The following is an 18,899-nucleotide window of genomic DNA, read 5'->3' on the forward strand; positions in this document are numbered from 1 at the left end:
GCGAATATTGCAATACCGGCCGCGAAACCTTGTGTCGCTCTGTATTGAATGCAGGTTATACTGCCGACGGCGGTATGGCGACCCACTGTATCGTGAGTGCCGATTATGCGGTCAAAGTCCCTGAAGGCTTGGATCCTGCGCAAGCTTCGAGCATTACTTGTGCCGGTGTGACCACTTATAAAGCGATTAAAGTTTCCGGCGTCCGTCCTGGTCAATGGATTGCGATTTACGGCGCAGGCGGTTTGGGCAACTTGGCGGTTCAATACGCGAAAAAAGTATTTGGCGCGCACGTTGTTGCCATTGATGTTAATGACGACAAACTGGCTTTTGCCAAAGAAACCGGTGCGGATTTGGTCATCAATGCTGCCAAAGAAGATGCGGCTCAAGTCATCCAAGAGAAAACCGGTGGTGCACACGCAGCCGTTGTCACAGCCGTATCCGCTGCTGCCTTCAATTCAGGTGTTAACTGCGTCCGCGCAGGCGGTCGTGTCGTTGCAGTTGGCTTGCCACCTGAGTCTATGGATTTGTCTATCCCTCGCTTGGTATTGGACGGCATCGAAGTGGTCGGCTCTTTGGTCGGTACCCGCAAAGATTTGGAGGAAGCATTCCAATTCGGCGCAGAAGGTTTGGTTGTGCCTAAAGTCGAGTTGCGTGCTTTGGATGAAGCGCCTGCCATCTTCCAAGAAATGCGCGAAGGTAAAATTACCGGCCGTATGGTGATTGATATGAATAAAGAGTGCAGCTGCATTCATAACTAATCAAATGATTCCGTGACAAAAAGGCCGTCTGAAAAATTTCAGACGGCCTTTTTATTGGATTGGATAACTTAAAGCGTAAAGCCGCTTTCAAATACGCGGATTTCTCTGCTGACAGGATCAGTAAACTCTATTCTTTTGGCCAAAAGTTTTAAAGGTTTGTCGTAGTCTTCCTCGCCGGCCGCCAATGGGGTAGGGTAAAGCGCATCGTTCATCAGCGGCATGTTCAAACTCATCATATGCACACGCAGCTGGTGTTTCTTTCCGGTATGCGGCGTGAGGCGGTAGAGGCTGAATGCGCCGCGGTTTTCGATAAGTTCGATGGTCGTGTGGGCATTGGGTTTGCCTTCCGTTTCCCGCGTGAGAAAGAATTTTTCGCCGCGTTCCATTCGTGACGAAATATCCAGCGGATAGTCCAAATCCGTCCGCGTCGGCGCAACCGCTTCATAGGTTTTTCGGACGGTTTTTTCTTGGAACATGGTCTGATAATCGCGACGCGTGGCAGGGTTGAGCGAAAGCAGCATAACGCCTGCCGTATCTTTGTCCAAACGATGAATCGGCGTAATGTCTTCAACATTCAAATGCTGCAATTCCGGCCGCAAACGCAGGCGCGTGAGCAGGGTTTCCCGCAAAAATCTGCCGCTGGGGATGACAGGCAGAAAATGCGGTTTGTCCACCACAAGCAAATGCTCATCAATATGTAAAATCTTTTCATCAAACGGAATACGCGGCTCGCTCTCACGGCTGATTTCACGGTAATAAAACATCGTCTTGCCGGGTTCGAACAAAGTATTTTCATCAAACGGCACGCCATCCGCGCCCACCACAAAACCGCTGTTCAGCCGCCGCCGCCAGTTTTCTTCGCCGACAAAGGTAAAATGAGCGCATAGAAAATGCAGCAACGGCAAGCCGTAAAACTGTTTTTCATGTGGCAAAACCAAGTAGCTGGGTTTGACACCGTCTAAAAGGGGGAGGGGATTGGTACGTTTTTTCATGCGGCGGATTGTACTCGGTTTTTAGGATTTTTTCAGACGGCCTTTATGATTGCTATTGACGCGATATTGCACTTTTTATCATCATTTTCGTTGTAGGTGGAAATCTATCTTTTATAACGGACAACCTGTTGTAAAGTAGGAAAACTGTCTTTTCTCAGGAAGAATAGGAACGAGATCTTTTCCGGATTTGATATTGCAAACAGATTAACTATTCAAGTCAAAGGTTGTTTGAAAATTTTGAGGATGGTTTTCAAATGACTTCAGGAGGAATAAATCAAGCATGAAAGGGGCGAGTATATTATCATAGCGGTTGTTTACACATTTCATATGTCGGATAAAACTAATGACCCAAGCAAGCAAAAAATCCAACAAATCCATTGAACCCAATATCGCTGACCTTGCCAACGGCTGGCTGAAATCCTACAAGCTCGATTACAGACTTGAACAAGCAAGTCTAAATACTGAAATCGACAAAGCCTTAGACGACTATTATTCCAAAAATGGTGGCATTGGCGGAAACCGTCCCGATGTGAAGCTATTGTTACAAAGTAGTAAAAACGGGCGTTACTATCCCGTGCTTATCGAATATAAAGGTCATAAAGACAAACTGGAAAAACTCGATGCTGATGGTAATGTCGAAAACCGCAACGCTAAAAACGAGCCAATTTTCAAAAACATCAACGGCTATGCCGTAAACGGCGCGGTACATTACGCCAACGCCGTACTACACCATACCAGTTACACTGACATCATCGCCGTCGGCATGACGGGCTACAAAGACGAGCAGGGAGAAATTCGTTATGAAATCGGCGTGTATTATGTGTCTAAAAGCAATTTAGGCGTAGGGCAACGTGTCGGCGATTTTAATGACTTTTCATTTCTAGCAGCAGAACACTTTGAAGATTTCATCAGCCAAGTCGAAGAACTCTCGCTAACGCCCGAAGAATTGGACAGGCTCAAAGAAAAGCGTGAAAAAGAAATCGATGCCAGCCTGACCAAGCTCAACAACGACATCTACCAAAACGAAAAAGGCCTAGGCGAAAACGACCGTGTCTATCTCGTTGCCGCCGCCATCATCGCTACCATCGGTATACCCGGAAAAGTTGCACCGCTGGAAAAATCCGACCTCAAATCATCAAACGAACGCGGCTGGCGAGACGGCGACATCCTTGTGCGCAAAATCGAGTCTTTCTTGGAAGAAAAAGCCCTACCCAAAGAAAAGAAAGAGATGATTTTACGCACATTGTCCAATACCCTTCTAACCGAAAACATCAACAAAGTTCATAGTGGCGAAACCCAATTAAAACGTGTCTTTACCAAAATTGTCGATGACTTGGGTATCTACTACAAAATCGGGCTGACTACCGATTTTACTGGCAAGCTCTTTAACGAAATGTACTCATGGCTGGGCTTTACTCAAGATAAGCTCAACGATGTGGTGCTGACCCCGTCTTATGTCGCCACATTACTTGCCAAACTTGCCCGTGTTAATAAAGATTCCTATGTTTGGGACTTCGCCACAGGCTCAGCCGGACTTTTGGTCGCCGCCATGAATGAAATGCTGATAGATGCCAAAAACAGTATCAGCTCGCCCGAAGAACTCCGCAAAAAAGAAGCCCAAATCAAAGCTGAACAGCTTTTGGGTTTAGAATTACTTTCCAGCGTCTATATGCTTGCTATTTTGAATATGATTCTGATGGGTGACGGCAGTTCCAACATCTTAAACAAAGACTCGTTGACCGATTTTGACGGCAAATACGGTTTCGGTAAAACCGACCACAAATTCCCCGCCGATGCCTTTATCCTCAATCCCCCGTATTCCGCCAGCGGCAACGGCATGAACTTTGTCGAACGTGCACTGAACATGATGGAAAAAGGCTACGCCGCCATCATTATCCAAAATTCTGCAGGTTCAGGAAAAGCCCGAGAAATCAACAGGCGGATTCTGCAAAACAATACTCTGCTTGCTAGCATAAAAATGCCTCTTGATTTATTTATTGGTAAATCCAGCGTGCAAACCAATATTTATGTTTTCAAAGTAGGCGAACCACATGAGAAAGACGAAACCGTTAAATTTATCGATTTTTCAAATGACGGCTACACCCGCACCAACCGCAAAAAAGCCAGCAACAATTTGAAAGACACGGGTAATGCGCGTGGACGCTATGAAGAACTGGTGCAACTAGTGCGTTTCGGCAAAAAGAAACTCAACATATTTGGTGAAAAAGAATACTATGAAGGCACCATCGACCCGAAAAACGGCGCAGACTGGAACCAAACCGCCCCGATAGACACCCGTCCGACGCTGGACGATTTCAAAAAAACAGTCAGCGATTATTTGGCTTGGGAAGTTTCCAACTTGTTAAAACGTGGAAGCGGACAGAACGACACGCTGGGAAAGTAGATGCCCGCTTGACTGAGATGTTGGAATCGGTTGAGTGGGATAATTTTACGTTAAGTCAGATTTTTAACAGAATTGAACAAGGGAGAAGGCTGAAAAAAGACGACCAAATTCTAGGGGAAATCCCTTTTGTAATGGCAGGTGTAACGAATACAGGGGTGGTTAATTACATTTCAAATCCTGTTGCGAGTTTCCCAGCCAATTCAATTACAGTAGATATTTTCGGAAATGCGTTTTATCGGAGTTATGCTTTTGGAGCAGGCGATGATACGGGTGTTTATTGGAATGATGAAATTGAATATTCGCCGAGAGCAATGATTTTTTTGACTTCGGTTATTTCAAAATCCTTGTTAGGAAAGTATTCATACGGTTCTAAATTGAGAAGTTCACAAAGTTTTGGTTTTAAAATACGATTACCTGTCCAAAACGGTCAAATAAACCTTGACTTTATGGAAAAATTCGTAGCCGAGCTGGAAGCTCGGCGTACCGCCGAGCTGGAAGCCTACCTTTCAGCCGCAGGCCTGAAAGACTACACGCTGACGGCTGACGAAGAACGGGCGTTTGCAGATTTTGGACAACAGCAATGGAGAAGGTTCAATCTACACACTTTATTTGGAAAAGCCACACGTGGCAAACGCCTGAAAAGCGATGACAGAATTTCAGGCTGCCTACCATTTGTTACCGCAGGCGAAGCGGATACGGGCATTTCCGCCTTTATCGGTAATCCAGTTCACCGTTTCAAAGCCAATACGGTTACGATAGATATGTTTGGCTCGGCAAAATACCGTAATTACGAATATGGCGCAGACGACCATGTAGCAGTCGTGCATACCGATGAATTGGAAAAAATGGCGGTGTTGTTCATTACTTCTGCCATCCATAAGGCGGCATATACGGGGGAATTTCATTACGGACGGAATTTTTATGCCAAAGATGCCGATGACCTGATGATTAATTTACCCGTAAAAGATGGCGAACCTGACTACGCTTATATGCAAACCCTGATTTCCGCCGTACAAAAACAAGTCATCAAAGATGTGGTACGCTATGCCGATGAAAAAATCTCTGCCACCAAAACGGTAATAGCAAGGTAAACCCATTTAAAATTGAAGGCCGTCTGAATGCGAAAACCGATTTTCAGACGGCCTTTTGATTTGTTCCCAACCTCACAAACCCTTAAAAATCAGCTATAATGCCCAACTATTTGATTTTCGCTTATCCCATATTGAAATGGCACAAAAAATTCAATCTGTAAAAGGTATGAACGACCTTTTACCTGTCGAACAAAAAGATTTCAAACTGACGGCTGCGTTTTGGCAGGCGTTTGAAGATACGGTCGGCCGCTGGGCACGCGCTTACGGCTACCAGCAAATCCGTACGCCGATTGTCGAGCAAACCGGTTTGTTTGTCCGCTCCATCGGCGAGGAAACCGATGTGGTCGGCAAGGAAATGTACACCTTCTCCGATTCAAACGATTCTTTGAGTTTGAGCTTGCGTCCTGAAGGTACGGCTTCTTGTTTGCGTGCGGTGGTCGAACACAACCTTTTGTACAACAGCCCGCAAAAGCTGTGGTATATGGGGCCGATGTTCCGCCGCGAGCGTCCGCAAAAAGGCCGTTATCGTCAGTTCCATCAGGTTGGTATCGAGGCTTTGGGTTTTGAAGGGCCGGATATTGATGCGGAAATCATCGCGATGTCTGCCGATTTGTGGGAAAAATTGGGTATTCGCGAATACCTGACTTTGGAAATCAACAGCTTGGGCAACCGTGAGGAGCGAGCGGCACACCGTGCGGCATTGGTTGAATATCTGACCCGCTATGAAGCGCAACTGGATGAAGACAGCAAACGCCGTCTGAAAACCAACCCTTTGCGCGTTTTGGATACGAAAAACCCTGATTTGCAGGAAATCTGCAACGCGGCGCCGCGTTTAGTCGATTACTTGGGCGAGGCTTCGCAAAACCACTATGCACGCTTCAAGGCGATGTTGGACGGTTTGGGTATTCAATATGTTGAAAATCCGCGCTTGGTACGCGGTTTGGATTACTACAATCAGACGGTTTTTGAGTGGACGACCGACAAACTCGGCGCGCAGGCGACTGTGTGCGGCGGCGGCCGTTACGATGGTTTGATTGAAGAGCTTGGCGGTAAGCCTGCGCCGTCTATCGGCTTTGCAATGGGTATTGAGCGCCTGCTGCTTTTGGTGAGCGAGTACGGCTCGCTGGAAGTGAACGCCGCGCCTGATGTCTATGCAATGCACCAAGGCGAAGGTGCGGACTTGCAGGTGATGAAATACGCACAAGCCTTGCGCGCCCAAGGTTTCAATGTGATGCAGCATTCCGGCTATCAGAGCCTGAAAGCGCAAATGAAAAAAGCAGACAACAGTGGCGCACGCTTTGCCCTGATTGTGGCTCAGGATGAGCTGGCAAACGGTACGGTTACCCTGAAAGATATGCAGGGCAAACACGAACAACAAACTGTTGCCGCCGCTGATTTGACAGACACTTTACAACAATGGAAGAACGCATAAATGGCAGCCCATTTGGAAGAACAACAAGAGTTAGACAATTTTAAATATTTTTGGAAACGCACTGGCCGTTGGATCTTTGCCTTGCTGATCGTGGCGGCTTTGGGGTATTTGGGTTACACCATTTACCAAGGCCAAAAAGCTTCAAAAGATCAGGAAGCCGCCGCCGTATTGGCGCAAATGGTGGAAAAGGCGCAGCAAAAAACCGATCAAAAAGCCATCAACGCCGACTTGGCCGAATTGCAAAAAAACTATCCTGATTCTATTTCGACAGCCCAAGCTACGTTGATGGTAGCGGCAACCGAGTTTGATGCCGGCCGTTATGATGTGGCGGAAGGTCATTTGAATTGGGTGCTGAAAAACCAAAACGCACCGCTGGTTCAAGCTTTGGCGGCGCAGCGTTTGGGCGTTGTCCTGTTGCAGCAGAAAAAATACGATGCCGCCATCAATGCCCTGAATACTCAGGTTGAGGCTGATTTCGAGCCTTTGATGCTGGAAACCAAAGGCGATGTTTACGTTGCCCAAAATAAAACCAAAGAAGCCGTACAAAGTTACGAAGCTGCTTTGAGCAAAATGCCGCAAACCGCAGTAGGCCGCGAATTGCTGCAAATGAAAATCGACAGCTTGAAATAAGTTTGTTTGAAATCAAGGCCGTCTGAAGTTGCAATGACTTTTCAGACGGCCTACACTTATCCTTATCAACCGTGTTTTTAAAACACCTGCTTGTGTTCCGCTCCCGTTTTTAGGCGACACTTGACACAGAAAGACTCAATCATGAAACCAACCATCGCGCTTGTCGGCCGCCCCAATGTCGGCAAATCTACTTTATTCAACCGTTTGACGCGCACCAAAGACGCGCTCGTGCATGACCTGCCCGGCCTGACGCGTGACCGCCATTACGGTCATGGCAAAGTCGGCAGCAAACCTTATTTGGTCATCGATACCGGCGGTTTTGAGCCGGTTGTGGACAGCGGCATTTTGCACGAAATGGCAAAACAAACCTTGCAGGCTGTCGATGAAGCCGATGCGGTTGTGTTTTTGGTGGACGGCCGTACCGGTTTGACGCCGCAAGACAAAATCATTGCCGACCGTTTGCGCCAAAGCCCGCGTCCTGTTTATTTGGCTGTGAATAAAGGCGAGGGCGGCAATAGGGCCGTGCTTGCCGCCGAGTTCTACGAACTTGCTTTGGGCGACCCTTATGTTATTTCAGGTGCGCATGGCGATGGTGTGTATTATCTGATTGAAGATATTTTGGAAACCTTCCCTGAACCTGAAAAGGAAGAGGAAGAAGCGAAACATCCTGTTTTTGCTGTAATCGGCCGTCCAAATGTTGGTAAATCGACCTTGGTAAACGCCATCCTCGGTGAGGAACGCGTGATTGCTTTCGATATGGCAGGTACGACGCGCGACAGTATTCATATCGATTTTGAACGCGAAGGCAAACCGTTTACCATCATCGATACCGCAGGTGTGCGCCGTCGCGGCAAAGTGGATGAAGCGGTGGAAAAGTTCTCTGTTATCAAAGCGATGCAGGCGGTTGAAGCGGCAAACGTTGCCGTTTTGGTGTTGGACGCGCAACAAGATATCGCCGATCAAGATGCGACGATTGCAGGTTTTGCTTTGGAAGCAGGCCGTGCCTTGGTGGTGGCGGTCAACAAATGGGACGGCATCAGCGAAGAGCGCCGCGAGCAAGTGAAACGCGATATCAACCGCAAACTGTATTTCCTTGATTTTGCTAAGTTCCACTTTATTTCCGCGCTGAAAGAACGCGGTATAGACGGTTTGTTTGAAAGCATTCAGGCTGCCTACAATGCGGCGATGATTAAGATGCCGACGCCGAAAATCACGCGCGTATTGCAAAGCGCGATCGAGCGTCAACAGCCGCCACGTGCTGGCTTGGTGCGTCCGAAAATGCGTTATGCCCACCAAGGAGGCATGAATCCTCCGGTGATTGTGGTTCACGGCAATTCGCTGCACGCGATTTCAGACAGCTACACACGCTATCTGACACAAACGTTCCGTAAAGCCTTCAATCTGCAAGGTACGCCGCTCAGAATTCAATACAATGTTTCGGAAAACCCGTATGAAAATGCGGAAGACAAACCGAAGAAAAAACCGCTGCGCCGTGTCAGCCTGAGCAACCGTATTGAGAAACGCGAAGGTCGCAAGGAAGAGAAAAACCGCTTCAAGAAAAAAAACAAAGTCAGCGTGAAAAAACAATTCAGCAAATAAACACAAAGGCCGTCTGAACAATTTCAGACGGCCTTTTTATAATGAAAAACAGCTTGTTAGAACTTCATGGCATATTTTCGATAGGGTTTGCCGAATTAAAAAAACATCAAATTTGAATTTGGAATTGTTGTGAATATGGAAATGAAACAGTCGGTTTGACGGGAAGTTCCCTTATTGCTGGATTGCTAAACGGTGTGATAGAAAAAAATAGTTGGTAATTTATCCTATTCGGGGCTACAATCCCATCAAACGCTGATTTTGGCGTCTTTACAATCATAATAATGGAGCTCAAGAATATGACAGCTAAAGGACAAATGTTACAAGATCCTTTTTTGAATGCGTTGCGTAAAGAGCACGTTCCGGTTTCGATCTACTTGGTAAACGGCATTAAGCTGCAAGGTCAAGTGGAATCGTTCGACCAGTACGTTGTTTTGCTGCGTAATACTTCCGTCACTCAAATGGTTTACAAACACGCTATCTCAACAATCGTTCCTGCACGCGCAGTCAGCCTGCAACACGAAAACAAACAACCTCAAGCCGCTGCCGCAGCTGCTCCGGTTCAAGTTGAGACTGTGCAACAACCTGCCGAATAAATGATGTAACGCATTCCTGTTTTTCAATACCTTACCGCTTTTGCGGTAGGGTATTTTTATTTTCAGACGACCTTTATCATGCTGCTTGAAAACATTCTTCCTTTTGCACATTCCCTGTTACGACAAGCCTTAAAATCAGGCGGCCGCGCTTTGGATGCGACGGCCGGAAACGGGCATGATACTTTGCTGTTGGCGCAGTCGGTTGGCGAGACGGGTAGGGTGTGGGCGTTTGATGTGCAATCCAAAGCACTGGAGCAGACTCAAGGCCATCTGAAAGAAAATGGCGTAGATGGTTGGGTAGCCCTGATACATGACGGCCATGAAAACCTTTTATCTTATATCGACGAGCCTTTAGATGCCGCAGTATTTAATTTCGGTTGGCTGCCGGGTGGCGATAAAAGCTGTACGACTGAGGCGGCAAGCAGCATCCGTGCGCTGACGGATACTTTGGGTTCGCTGAAAGAGGGCGGGCTTGCCGTGGCGGTATTGTATCCTGGGCATGAAGCCGGCCGAATAGAGGCTGAGGCGATTGTGCAATGGGCGGAAACTTTGCCGCAGGAAGCATTTGCCGTGTTACGCTATGGCTTTGTCAACCGCCGCAATGCGCCTCCCTATCTGCTGGCGATTGAAAAGTTGCGTCAGAAATAGATGTTTGCGGTAAAATAGCTGCTTTGTTTTTCAACCCTCAACATAAGAAACTGCCATGCAATATCTGTTTGTAAAATACAGCCATCAGATTTTCGTTGCCATTACCATCCTGTTGTTCAACATCCGTTTTTTCCTGCTCTGGCGTCATCCTGAGAAGCCGTTGGCAGGCATTTGGAAAGCCATGCCGCATTTGAACGACACTATGTTGCTGTTTACCGGCTTGTGGCTGATGAAGATTACCCATTTTTCGCCGTTCAATGCGCCGTGGCTCGGCATGAAAATCCTGCTGTTGCTGGTTTATATTGTGTTGGGCATGATTATGATGCGTTCGCGTCCGCGTTCGCCGAAATTCTATATCGTCTATGTTTTAGCCATGTCGTGTGTTGCCACGATTGTTTTCCTTGCCAAAACCAAAACGCTGCCGTTTTAAAAGAGGCCGTCTGAAATGTATCCGCATTTTGCCGTTATCGCTTTGGGCAGCAATCTCGCCAATCCTGCCGAACAGGTTCGCGCCGCTTTGGCCGAATTGGCCGCGCATCCTCATATCCGGCTCGAAAAAACATCTTCCCTGTATCTGACTGCGCCGGTTGGCTATGATGATCAGCCTGATTTTGTGAACGCGGTTTGTGCAGTGAAGACTTCATTGGACGGCGTGGTGCTGTTGGCGGAGTTAAACCGCATCGAGGCCGAATTTGGGCGCGAACGTACCTTCCGTAATGCGCCGCGTACTTTGGATTTGGATGTCATTGATTTTGACGGTATCCGCAGCGATGACCCGCATCTGACTTTGCCGCATCCGCGCGCGCATGAGCGCAGTTTCGTGATGTTGCCGCTGGCCGAAATCCTTCCGGATTTCGAGTTGGGCGAGCATGGCCATGCGGCTGATTTGGCTCAGGCTTTGGGCGGGCAGGGTATTCGCCTGTTGAAAGAATAAGGGCCGTCTGAAAAACGGACTCAAATAAGAAAGGGCGTGTTGGACACGCCTTTTTTGCTATAAAATATTGTTGGGAAACACATTACAAAGAGTTACTATGAATCCTCGTTATATTGTTGTCGAAGGCGCCATCGGTAGCGGCAAGACTGCTTTGAGCCGCCGCTTGGCAGAGCATTTCAGTGCGTTGCTGTTGTCGGAGAATCCGGATCACAATCCGTTTCTCATGAAGTTTTACAGCAATGTTTCCAATAATGGCTTGGCTGCCGAGCTTTTCTTTCTGACGCGCCGCGCTGAAAGCGTAAATATTATTGAAGACCAATGCGCGCAAGGCGGAATGGTTGTGGCTGACTTTTTATTGGAAAAAGACCGTATTTTTACGCCCATCGTTTTGAATGATGACGAGCAGCAGCTTTTTGCCGATATGAAGCAACGTATTTTGCCGCAATACGCGGAACCCGATGTGGTGATTTATCTGCAAACCGCCGTCGAAAACAACCGCAAACGTCTGCAAAAACGTCACGAAGGCATTATCAGCTTGTTTCCCGAAGGCTATTTGGGACGGGTGCATGACGAATACAGCCATTTCTTCCATTTGTATCAAAGCGCGCCTTTGCTGACCGTCAATGCCGATGAGTTGGATTTGGCCGGCAATGACGACCACTTCCAGCTTTTGTTGCGCGCATTGGAAGATTTTCAAGGTACGCGCAGTTATTTGAATTTAAGCGAAAAATAAACGTAGGCTAGGTTTAGGCCGTCTGAAAGGAATAGTATGTCAAAATATCAATTCACACTCCCATCTTCTTCCGGCAGCGATTTTAACTCCGCTGAACATTTGCCGTTGGTTGTCTATTTTTATCCTAAAGACAGCACGCCCGGCTGTACCACCGAAGGCTTGGATTTTAATGCCCGATTGGAGCAATTCAAAGCATTAGGTTATACCGTTGTCGGCATTTCGCGCGACGGTGTCAAATCGCATCAGAATTTCTGCGCCAAACAAGGCTTCCAGTTTGAATTGTTGAGCGACAAAGAAGAAACTGTCTGCAAACTGTTTGACGTGATTAAGCTGAAAAAGCTTTACGGCAAAGAATCCCTCGGCATTGAGCGCAGCACATTTGTGCTGGACGAAAACGGCGAAATTGCCCATGAATGGCGCAAAGTCAAAGTGGCCGGACACGCGCAGGAAGTGTTGGATACAATTTCTCAAGCCTCTTAATAGGGCTTTGAAAACCTAAGGCCGTCTGAACGGATGTAAAGTCATGCCGTTCAGACGGCCTTTCAATACAGTTTGATGAATATGGACGATTTAATAGACAAGCTGCTTGAATCCCTTTGGTTGCAAGACAGGCTCAGCCACAATACGCTGCAAAGTTACCGCCGTGATTTGGTCAAAGTCGCCGCGCGTTTGGCCGAGGGCGGGCAGGATTGGTTGAGTGCCGATGAATTTGCCCTGTCTGATGCTGTGTATACGGAGGGCGAAAAAAACACGTCCCAAGCACGGGCCTTGTCGGCTTGCAAGCGTATGTACGGCTGGTTGGAAGAAACGGGCCAAAGAGCAGACAATCCCACCCGTTTTCTCAAGGCGCCGAAATCAGAACGCAAACTGCCCACGCTGATTACCGAAGCCCAAATCGACGCACTGCTGGCTGCGCCGGATGTGGAAACGCCGCACGGTCTGCGCGACAAAGCCTTGCTTGAAGTCATGTATGCAACAGGTTTGCGCGTGACAGAAGCCATTAAATTGACGCTCAGCGATATCGATTTACATCGCGGCAGTATTCGCACCATAGGCAAGGGCGACAAATTGCGTCTGGTTCCGCTGGGGCAGGAAGCGGCATATTGGGTGGAGCGCTATTGCAATGAATCGCGTCCGTTGTTGCTGAAAAACAAAATCTGCAACGAAGTGTTTGTCAGCCAGAAACGCAGTGGCATCAGCCGTCAGCTTGCATGGATGATAGTCAAAGAATATGCCGAAGCGGCCGGTATTGCTTCTCTCAGTCCGCACGGTTTGCGCCATGCTTTTGCCACGCATTTGGTCAATCACGGCGTCGATTTGCGCTCAGTCCAGATGATGTTGGGACATTCCGATATCAACACTACGCAGATTTATACCCATGTTGCCAATATCCGTTTGAAAAACATGGTTGACGAACACCATTCCCGTTCATAAATAAAGGCGGCATCTCGAAGATGCCGCCTTTTGTTATTGATGCCGTCTGAACGGTTATAAAGTTTATTATTTATAAAATAACAATCAAAATACAAATTTACATAGAAAAATTTCAAAACAAAAGGGAAGTGCCAATATTGCAATGCAAACCGTTTTTATTTATATTTACGTTCAAGAATAAATCCTACTCTCAATTACAGAGGGTAACAAAATTATTGGAGCACATCATGTTTGTCTGCATCTGCAACGCTATTACTGACCACGACATCAAAGAGACCATCGCCGCTGGTGCAACCACCATGAGCGATTTGCAGGCTCAATTGGGCGTGGCGACTTGTTGCGGTTGCTGCGGCGAATTGGCTGCATCGTTTTTGACAGCAAGCAGTGCCCAAAATACCGTGACTGCCGGTATTAACGTTCAGTCTTAATTTCAGAATATACACAAAGGCCGTTTGAAGGCGTAGTTTCACGCCTGTTCAGACGGCCTTTGTCATGCCTGTATGGTTTGGCGACATTTTGCTATACAATGGCCGCTTTTGTCCCTCCGAGAGTAACCGCCATGAAACTGACCTTGATGTTTCGGGAATATTGCAGCCTGTGCCACAAAATGCGCGAACAATTAAAGCCTTATCAGGAGCAGTTTGGATTTGAGCTGGATATTGTCGATGTTGATGAAGATCCGGTTTTAGAAGAAAAGTACAATGAGCTGGTGCCTGTTTTGCTGGATAGTGATACCGAAATCTGCCATTGGTTTTTGGACGAAGAAAAACTGAAAGCGCATTTGAGTGCATAACAAACCGTTGACCATATTGCCTTTCAGACGGCCTTTGGCTGTTTATGCCGTCTGAACCTTGATTTTATTATGACTGAAAAACTTTCTCCCGATGCGCTGATTGAAGCGGCGCTGTTGACGCAAGTCGAACCCTTAAACGAAAAAGCCATGCGCGAATTGTGCGTGCCGCCGTTGTCGCAAGACAAGCTGATTGACGTGTTGGCGCAATTGAAGGCCCGCTGGCAGGACAGGGCTTTGCAACTGGTGCATACCCATGAGGGCTGGCGCTTTCAAATTGCCCAAGCCGCATTTGAACGGCTGGGCAGCCTGCAAGAGCAGCGCGCGCCGCGTTATTCCCGCGCCGTGATGGAAACACTGGCGATTATTGCCTATCAGCAACCGGTAACGCGTGGCGATATCGAAGGCATACGCGGCGTGGCGGTGTCGCAAAATGTGATGCAAACCTTGCAGGATAGGGGCTGGATTGAAGTCATCGGCCACCGTGATTCTGTCGGCCGTCCGGCTTTGTGGGCGACGACGGCAACATTCTTAAGCGATTTGCGTTTGGAAAGTTTGGAAGAATTGCCGCCGCTGACTGAATTGGGCGAGCTGGTGTTGCCCGATTTGATGGAAACGCCGCCGACAGGCGATGAGGAAGCTGAAGAAGCAGTTGAATCAGGAAGCAGACTGATTAACTGATTTGAATGTAAAGGCCGTCTGAAACAATCGTGTTTCAGATGGCCTTTATTGTTGTGTAACATTATGATTTTAAATAAAATTTTCGTTTAATTTTGTAACTTATTGATTTTATGATATAATTTAAAAATTATTAGAATAAATATCTCTCATTCTGTAATAGTTTGAGAAGGCATACGGAAACGTTTCCCTCTTTATCAATCGGCAGCCCGTTTGTTCTTCAAATATGCGCTGTATCAACTACGGAACCGATATGAAATTCAAACAATTCATTCAAAACAAATCTTCTTTCAACCCAAGCGTGGTCGGTATTACGCTTTTCTTCGTCCTTTTGCTTTTGTCAGCTGCTTTGATTTGGCCTCAAAATACTGAGGCTTTGTTAAATGCCATGAAGCAGTTTATCTTTCAAAATGTCAGCTGGTTTTACATTCTGACTTTCTCTGTATTCCTTATTTTCTTATTGGTACTTCCCATCAGCAGCCTCGGCAGTATCAGGTTGGGTACAAACGAGGACGAACCTGAGTTTTCGTTTTTATCATGGCTGGCCATGCTGTTTGCGGCCGGCATGGGCGTGGGCTTGATGTTTTTTGGTGTAGCCGAACCTTTATCGCATTTCTCTTCCCCGATTGCCAAAGGCAATGCGCAAGAGGCGATTCTGCATACGGTGTTCCACTGGGGGATTCATGCCTGGGCAATCTACGGAATCATTGCACTTGCCTTGGCGTATTTCGGTTTCCGCTATAAATTGCCGCTGGCGTTGCGCTCCTGCTTTTATCCGATTTTAAAAGACAAAATCAACGGCAAAATGGGCGATGCCATCGATGTGATGGCTTTGATTGCGACTTTGTTCGGTATTATCACAACCTTGGGATTTGGCGCGGCACAAATGGGTTCCGGTTTGCTGAAGATGGGCTGGGTGCAGGACAACAGCTATGTCTTGCAGGTCGGCATTATCGTTGTTGTGATGGCGATTGCCATATTTTCCGCAACTTCGGGCGTGGGCAAAGGCGTCAAAATTTTGAGTGAAACCAACTTGGTATTGGCACTGTCATTGCTGTTGTTTGTCTTGTTGAGTATGCCAACGACGTATTTGATTTTCGCATTCAGCGACAATTTGGGCACTTATTTGAGTAACTTCGTTTCGTTCAGCTTTAAGTCATATACCTACGAGCCTGAGCATACAAAATGGTTTACCGGCTGGACGGTGTTGTATTGGGCTTGGTGGTGTTCGTGGTCGCCTTTTGTCGGTTTGTTCATTGCCCGAATTTCGCGAGGCAGAACCATCCGCGAATTTATTTTTGGTGTATTGGCAGTGCCTAGCCTGATGAGTATTTTGTGGTTTACCGTATTTGGCAATTCAGCCTTGTGGCTGGACACGCATGTGGCAAACGGCGCCTTGTCTGCCTTGACCAACGAGCCTGAAAAATTGTTGTTTGCCTTTTTAAATTATCTGCCGTGGCCGGTTGTCAGCAGCTTGGTAGCATTGCTGGTGATTTCGCTGTTTTTTATCACTTCTGCCGACTCGGGCATTTATGTGCTGAACAATATTGCTTCGCGCGATAAAGGGCTGGCTTCGCCCAAGTGGCAATCGGTTATGTGGGGCGTGTTGATTTCGGCTGTGGCTATTGTGTTGCTGGGCGCCGGCGGTTTGCCTATCTTGCAAACCATGACCTTGATTGCGTCTCTGCCGTTTGCGGTGTTGATGATTTTTATGATGGTTTCTTTGTGGAAAGCCCTGAACAACGATGCCAACTATTTTGCAACCGCCGTCAATCCGAGCAGTATTTTCTGGTCGGGCGATCATTGGAGGGAACGCCTTGGCCAAATGATGAATCAGACGCAGGAAGTCGATATCATCAAATTTATGAAAAATACGGCGCTTCCGGCAATGCAGGAATTGAAAAACGAATTGACCGAAAAATACAATATGGACGTAGAAATCCGTTGCCTGTTGCAACAGGATGAGCCGTCGGTGGAGCTGGTGGTGCATAAAGGGACGGTAAGAGATTTTGTCTATGGGATTAAATCCGTAAAGCGGGAAATTACCGACCAGTTGATTCGTGAAGACAGCCTGCCTCATTTCAAATATGCAGCAACGTTCATACCGTTGACGTATTTTTCGGATGGGCGCGATGGATACGATGTGCAATATATGACGCAAAAAGAATTGATTGCCGATATGCTCAAGCAGTATGAGCGTTATCTGAACCTGCTTGCCGGAGTGGGGCAGGAATTGATGGGGCATGAACAAGTAGAGCTGGCAGAGTAAAGCAAATTTAGGCCGTCTGAAAATGTAGCAATATTCAGACGGCCTTTTTATTGCCTGCTTAAAAAATAAGTTGTTTAAAATAAATATCTTAGATAAACTATAAGAAAAATCTGATTCAAACTATAAAAAATCTTAGTTATAATCAGCTTATCTAAAGCTATTCCGCATAGGTGCGGGTAATTTACTAAGGAATACTGCAATGCTGTTGGCACTTTCTTTGCGTGATTTTGTCATTGTTGAAAACCTGAATCTTGATTTTCAAAACGGCTTTACCGTATTGACGGGCGAGACCGGTGCAGGCAAATCGATTACTCTGGATGCGATTGGCCTGTTGTTGGGCGATAAAGCCGATTACAGCCAAGTGCGCAGCGGCGCCAAAGAAGCGCAGTTGTCGGCTTTATTCGATATCAGTAGTTTGCCCGAACTGAAAGCACAGCTGCAGGAACAAGGCCTTTTGGAAGAAGATGCCGAAGAGCTCAGCATCCGCCGTATTATCGATGCCAAGGGTAAAAGCCGCAGTTATATTAATAATCAGGCAGCAACATTGGCGCAGCTGAAAGCTATTGGCGAGCAGTTAATCGATATTCACGGCCAAAATGCCCATCATTCGTTGAATCAAGAGTCTGCGCAACGCGAGTTGTTGGATGCGTTCGCCGGCAGCAAAGAGCAGGCAGAAACGGTCAAACAGCTTTATCAAAATTGGGTCAATGCGAAAAAGGCACTACAAGAAGCGCAAGAGCAGGCAGAAACCATGGCCATCGAGCGCGAGCGTTTGGAATGGCAGTTTAATGAATTGAACCAATTGGAACTCAAACCGAACGAATGGGAAACCTTAAGCCAAAGCCACGACAGCCTAGCGCATTCGGCCGAATTGCTGCAAACCGCCGAGCAGGTGGGCGACAGTATAGACGGAGACAACGGCATCCAACGTCAAATCTATCAATGCCAAAAACTGCTTAGCAATCTGCAAAACATTGAGCCGCGCTTTGCCGAGAGCCTGAATATGTTGGCAAGTATTGAAGCCGAGTTGGGTGAAATTAGTGCCAATATGCGTGATGTGGCCGGTCGCAGCGATATCGATCCGAATGAATTGGCCGCACAAGAAAGCCGTATGGGTGAGTTGATGAGCATGGCGCGCAAATACCGCATTGAGCCGGAAGAGCTACCGCAAAAGTTGGCGGAAATTGACGAGCGCCTGCAAAACCTGCAAGCGGCCGCTGATTTGGAAGCCTTGGAAAATACGGTTGCGCGCAATCTTGCCGAATACCACGAAGCCGCGCACATTCTCTCCGCCATGCGCCATCAGGCAGCCGGCCGTTTGGGCGAAGAGACCACCGAGCATATGCAGCATTTGGCCATGAAAGGCGCACGTTTTGACATCGTCTTGTTGCCGTCTTCGCCGACCGCACATGGGCTGGAACAAGTGCAATTCCAAGTGGCGGCGAATAAAGGCAGTCCGTCCCGACCTTTGAACAAAGTGGCTTCCGGCGGCGAATTGGCACGTATCAGCTTGGCTTTGCAAGTGGTTGCCAGCCAATACACGCAAGTGCCGACATTGATTTTTGACGAAGTGGATACCGGTATTGGTGGCGGAGTTGCTGAAATGGTCGGTAAAGCTTTGCGTGCCTTAGGTAAAAAACATCAAGTCTTGGCGGTAACCCATCTTCCTCAAGTCGCCTCTTGCGGTGAAAACCATTGGCAGGTCCGCAAGCATAGCGAAGGGGAGCAAACCGTCAGCGAAATCAGTGTCTTGAACCATCATCAGCGCATTGAGGAAATCGCGCGTATGCTGGGTGGCGAAATCATTACCGATACCACACGCAGCCATGCCGCCGAACTCTTGCATTTGGCAGCCGCCTAAAAGCCTCAAGGCCGTCTGAAAATAGGATTCAGACGGCCTTTTCTATATTTTGC

General features: G+C 47.5%; 19 protein-coding genes. 18 read left to right on the forward strand and 1 reads right to left on the reverse strand.

Features of this window, described 5'->3' with window-relative positions; translation table 11 throughout:
• On the forward strand, positions 1 to 758 hold a 758-nt coding region (adhP, locus tag O3682_RS09935; protein ID WP_371509891.1), incomplete at its 5' end, for an alcohol dehydrogenase AdhP.
• 68 nt (positions 759 to 826) lie between these two features.
• On the opposite strand, the gene O3682_RS09940 is transcribed toward adhP, so the two are convergent.
• A complete protein-coding gene (locus O3682_RS09940) occupies positions 827 to 1,750 on the reverse strand; it encodes a pseudouridine synthase (RefSeq protein ID WP_371509893.1) in 924 nt (307 codons plus the stop codon).
• Between the two features lie 343 nt (positions 1,751 to 2,093).
• Between O3682_RS09940 and O3682_RS09945 the strand changes: the two genes are divergently transcribed.
• From O3682_RS09945 to recN, 17 genes are all read left to right on the forward strand, one after another.
• Positions 2,094 to 4,154 (forward strand): HsdM family class I SAM-dependent methyltransferase, encoded by a 2,061-nt coding sequence (locus O3682_RS09945; RefSeq protein ID WP_371509895.1) that lies wholly within the window; start codon positions 2,094 to 2,096, stop codon positions 4,152 to 4,154.
• Positions 4,155 to 4,171: 17 nt separating this feature from the next.
• Positions 4,172 to 5,245, forward strand: a complete 1,074-nt coding sequence (locus tag O3682_RS09950) for a restriction endonuclease subunit S (RefSeq protein WP_254345459.1) — start codon at positions 4,172 to 4,174, stop codon at positions 5,243 to 5,245.
• 136 nt (positions 5,246 to 5,381) lie between these two features.
• Positions 5,382 to 6,677 carry a histidine--tRNA ligase gene (hisS, locus tag O3682_RS09955; protein ID WP_371509897.1) on the forward strand — a complete coding sequence of 432 codons (1,296 nt, stop codon included), beginning with the start codon at positions 5,382 to 5,384 and terminating at the stop codon, positions 6,675 to 6,677.
• The gene (locus O3682_RS09960; RefSeq protein ID WP_070607891.1) at positions 6,678 to 7,307 is read left to right on the forward strand and encodes a YfgM family protein; all 630 of its coding nucleotides are present in this window, start codon (positions 6,678 to 6,680) and stop codon (positions 7,305 to 7,307) included.
• A gap of 141 nt (positions 7,308 to 7,448) precedes the next feature.
• Entirely contained in the window at positions 7,449 to 8,906 is a 1,458-nt protein-coding gene (gene der, locus O3682_RS09965; protein WP_371509899.1) for a ribosome biogenesis GTPase Der, read from the forward strand.
• 296 nt (positions 8,907 to 9,202) lie between these two features.
• Positions 9,203 to 9,499, forward strand: coding sequence for an RNA chaperone Hfq (hfq, locus tag O3682_RS09970; protein ID WP_036493792.1), 297 nt, complete (start codon positions 9,203 to 9,205; stop codon positions 9,497 to 9,499).
• A 78-nt stretch (positions 9,500 to 9,577) separates the two neighbouring features.
• Positions 9,578 to 10,147 (forward strand): tRNA 5-(aminomethyl)-2-thiouridylate-methyltransferase MnmM, encoded by a 570-nt coding sequence (mnmM, locus tag O3682_RS09975; RefSeq protein WP_371509901.1) that lies wholly within the window; start codon positions 9,578 to 9,580, stop codon positions 10,145 to 10,147.
• A 55-nt stretch (positions 10,148 to 10,202) separates the two neighbouring features.
• Positions 10,203 to 10,577 carry a SirB2 family protein gene (locus O3682_RS09980; protein ID WP_003681989.1) on the forward strand — a complete coding sequence of 125 codons (375 nt, stop codon included), beginning with the start codon at positions 10,203 to 10,205 and terminating at the stop codon, positions 10,575 to 10,577.
• 15 nt (positions 10,578 to 10,592) lie between these two features.
• Positions 10,593 to 11,081: a 2-amino-4-hydroxy-6-hydroxymethyldihydropteridine diphosphokinase gene (gene folK / locus O3682_RS09985; protein ID WP_371509903.1), complete on the forward strand. Its 489-nt coding sequence runs from the start codon at positions 10,593 to 10,595 to the stop codon at positions 11,079 to 11,081.
• A 97-nt stretch (positions 11,082 to 11,178) separates the two neighbouring features.
• Positions 11,179 to 11,814, forward strand: coding sequence for a deoxynucleoside kinase (locus O3682_RS09990; protein WP_107723532.1), 636 nt, complete (start codon positions 11,179 to 11,181; stop codon positions 11,812 to 11,814).
• Between the two features lie 36 nt (positions 11,815 to 11,850).
• The gene (locus O3682_RS09995; RefSeq protein WP_003683206.1) at positions 11,851 to 12,294 is read left to right on the forward strand and encodes a peroxiredoxin; all 444 of its coding nucleotides are present in this window, start codon (positions 11,851 to 11,853) and stop codon (positions 12,292 to 12,294) included.
• Positions 12,295 to 12,369: 75 nt separating this feature from the next.
• Positions 12,370 to 13,248 carry a site-specific tyrosine recombinase XerD gene (xerD, locus tag O3682_RS10000; RefSeq protein WP_371509905.1) on the forward strand — a complete coding sequence of 293 codons (879 nt, stop codon included), beginning with the start codon at positions 12,370 to 12,372 and terminating at the stop codon, positions 13,246 to 13,248.
• Positions 13,249 to 13,475: 227 nt separating this feature from the next.
• Positions 13,476 to 13,676, forward strand: coding sequence for a (2Fe-2S)-binding protein (locus O3682_RS10005; protein WP_003681978.1), 201 nt, complete (start codon positions 13,476 to 13,478; stop codon positions 13,674 to 13,676).
• A gap of 131 nt (positions 13,677 to 13,807) precedes the next feature.
• Positions 13,808 to 14,041: a glutaredoxin family protein gene (locus O3682_RS10010; RefSeq protein ID WP_371509907.1), complete on the forward strand. Its 234-nt coding sequence runs from the start codon at positions 13,808 to 13,810 to the stop codon at positions 14,039 to 14,041.
• A gap of 69 nt (positions 14,042 to 14,110) precedes the next feature.
• Complete coding sequence (scpB, locus tag O3682_RS10015) at positions 14,111 to 14,719, forward strand: SMC-Scp complex subunit ScpB (protein WP_070823381.1); 609 nt, start codon at positions 14,111 to 14,113, stop codon at positions 14,717 to 14,719.
• A gap of 250 nt (positions 14,720 to 14,969) precedes the next feature.
• The gene (locus tag O3682_RS10020) at positions 14,970 to 16,985 is read left to right on the forward strand and encodes a BCCT family transporter (RefSeq protein ID WP_371509909.1); all 2,016 of its coding nucleotides are present in this window, start codon (positions 14,970 to 14,972) and stop codon (positions 16,983 to 16,985) included.
• 199 nt (positions 16,986 to 17,184) lie between these two features.
• Entirely contained in the window at positions 17,185 to 18,846 is a 1,662-nt protein-coding gene (recN, locus tag O3682_RS10025) for a DNA repair protein RecN (RefSeq protein ID WP_371509911.1), read from the forward strand.
• Positions 18,847 to 18,899: the final 53 nt, after the last annotated feature.

This window comes from Neisseria sp. 27098_8_112, from assembly GCF_041433235.1.
GTDB lineage: Bacteria > Pseudomonadota > Gammaproteobacteria > Burkholderiales > Neisseriaceae > Neisseria.